The 2,230-nt window shown below is 71.3% G+C and carries 2 protein-coding genes and 1 pseudogene; all 3 read left to right on the forward strand.

The features are described from left to right. Positions 1-1,240 (forward strand): flagellar protein export ATPase FliI (gene fliI, locus G3N92_RS33120; protein ID WP_206131727.1); only part of this gene is annotated, 1,240 nt, incomplete at its 5' end. A gap of 2 nt (positions 1,241-1,242) precedes the next feature. Beyond that, complete coding sequence (fliJ, locus tag G3N92_RS33125) at positions 1,243-1,704, forward strand: flagellar export protein FliJ (RefSeq protein ID WP_206131728.1); 462 nt, start codon at positions 1,243-1,245, stop codon at positions 1,702-1,704. A 19-nt stretch (positions 1,705-1,723) separates the two neighbouring features. Continuing rightward, positions 1,724-2,230, forward strand: a pseudogene (locus G3N92_RS33130) (flagellar hook-length control protein FliK); the annotation flags it as partial.

Genomic DNA, 2,230 nt, shown 5'->3' on the forward strand with positions numbered 1-2,230 from the left:
CGGCGCCGAATGCATCATCGAATTGCCGGCCGGCAGCACGCTGCCGGTGGCCGAAGCCGAAGTGGTGGGCTTCGCCGGCGACCGCCTGTTCCTGATGCCGACCACCGACGTGGCCGGCGTGCTGCCCGGCGCGCGCGTCTGGCCGCTGGAGCGCGCGCCGATCGCCGATCCGCTGGCCGGCGCGAAACGCCTGCCGGTGGGCTGGCAGATGCTCGGCCGCGTGGTGGACGCCTCGGGCCGCCCGCTCGACCGGCTCGGCCCGCTCGGCGCGGACATCGACGCGCCGCTGTCCGCGCCCACCATCAATCCGCTCGAACGCGAGCCGATCCACCATGTGCTCGACGTGGGCGTGCGCGCGATCAACGCGCTGCTCACCGTCGGCCGCGGCCAGCGCATGGGCCTGTTCGCGGGCTCGGGCGTCGGCAAATCGGTGCTGCTCGGCACCATGGCGCGCTACACCAGCGCCGAGGTGATCGTGATCGGCCTGATCGGCGAGCGCGGCCGCGAAGTGAAGGAATTCATCGAGCAGATTCTCGGCGAGGACGGCCTCGCGCGCTCGGTGGTGGTGGCCGCGCCGGCCGACGTCTCGCCGCTGCTGCGGATGCAGGGCGCCGCCTACGCCACCTCGCTGGCCGAATATTTCCGCGATCAGGGCAAGCACGTGCTGCTGCTGATGGATTCGCTGACGCGCTACGCGATGGCCCAGCGCGAGATCGCGCTGGCGATCGGCGAGCCGCCGGCCACCAAGGGCTACCCGCCGTCGGTGTTCGCCAAGCTGCCGGCGCTGGTCGAGCGCACCGGCAACGGCCCCGAGGGCGGCGGCTCGATCACCGCGTTCTACACGGTGCTGACCGAAGGCGACGATCAGCAGGATCCGATCGCCGATTCGGCGCGCGCGATCCTCGACGGCCATATCGTGCTGTCCCGCCAGTTGGCCGAGGCCGGCCACTATCCGGCGATCGACATCGAGCAATCGATCAGCCGCGCGATGACCGCGCTGATCGACGAGCGCCACCTCGACCGCGTGCGCCGCTTCAAGCAGATGCTGTCGCGCTACCAGCGCAACCGCGACCTGATCGCGGTGGGCGCCTATGCGCCGGGCCGCGACGCCCATCTCGACCGCGCGATCGCGCTGTATCCGCGCATCGAATCGTTTCTTCAGCAGGGCTTTCGCGAATGCGCGCCGTTCGACGCGTGCATGGCCGCGCTCGACGCCCTGTTTCCCGCCGATGGAGGCTGACGATGACTGCAAGCTTTCCGCTGCAAATCCTGCTGGACCGCGCCCAGGAAGATCTCGACAACGCCACCAAGCTGCTGGGCCAGGCCCAGCGCGAGCGCACCTCGGCGCAGGACCAGCTCGACGCGCTGATGCGCTACCGCGACGAATACCACGCGCGCTTCGCCGAGGAAGCCAAATCCGGCATGCCGGCCGGCAAGATGCGCAATTTCCAGTCGTTCATCGACACGCTCGACGCGGCGATCGGCCAGCAGCGGCGGATCGTCGGCGCCGCCGACGCGCGCCTCGACGCGGCCCGCCCGGCGTGGCAGGACCGCAAGCGCACGCTCGGTTCGTATGAAATCCTGCAGGCTCGCGGCGTCAAGCAGGCGGAACACCGTGCCGCGAAACGCGAGCAGCGCGACGCCGACGAACACGCGGCGAAGGTGCTGCGCATGCGCGCCGACGCGGCGCACGCTTCCAAATAAATTCGACCGAGACACCGCCATGCCCGCCCTTTCCCTGACCGCCTCGCTGCTCGACGCCGCCAGCGCCGTGACCCAGAGCACGCGCAGCACCGACACCGCCAGCCAGGCCGCGACGCCGTTCTCGCAAACGCTGCAGCAAAGCGTGGCGAGCCAGCAGCAAGCGCAGCAGCCGAAGCCGGCCGCGAGCGCCAGCACCAACGCGGCGGCCAATGCCGCGGCAGCCGCGCAGGCCCAGGCATCGAACTCGGGCAGCACGAACACCGGCGTGCACGGCCATCGCGGCCATCACGGCAAATCGGATCAGACCGACGGCGCCGACGACACGCAGGACGCCTCGCAAGCCGCAACCACGCCGGCCGAAGCCGCCGCGCTCGCCGCGGCCGCCGCCATCCAGGCGCAACTGCAGGCGCGCCAGGATGGCACCACCGGCAACGGCACGGGCAGCAACAGCGCCGACGCGAGCGCCGCGGCCGATGCCGCCGCCAACGCGCTGGCCGCCAATGCCGCGAACGCCGCCAGCACGGCC

This window comes from Burkholderia sp. Ac-20379 (assembly GCF_017104645.1).
Classification (GTDB): domain Bacteria; phylum Pseudomonadota; class Gammaproteobacteria; order Burkholderiales; family Burkholderiaceae; genus Burkholderia.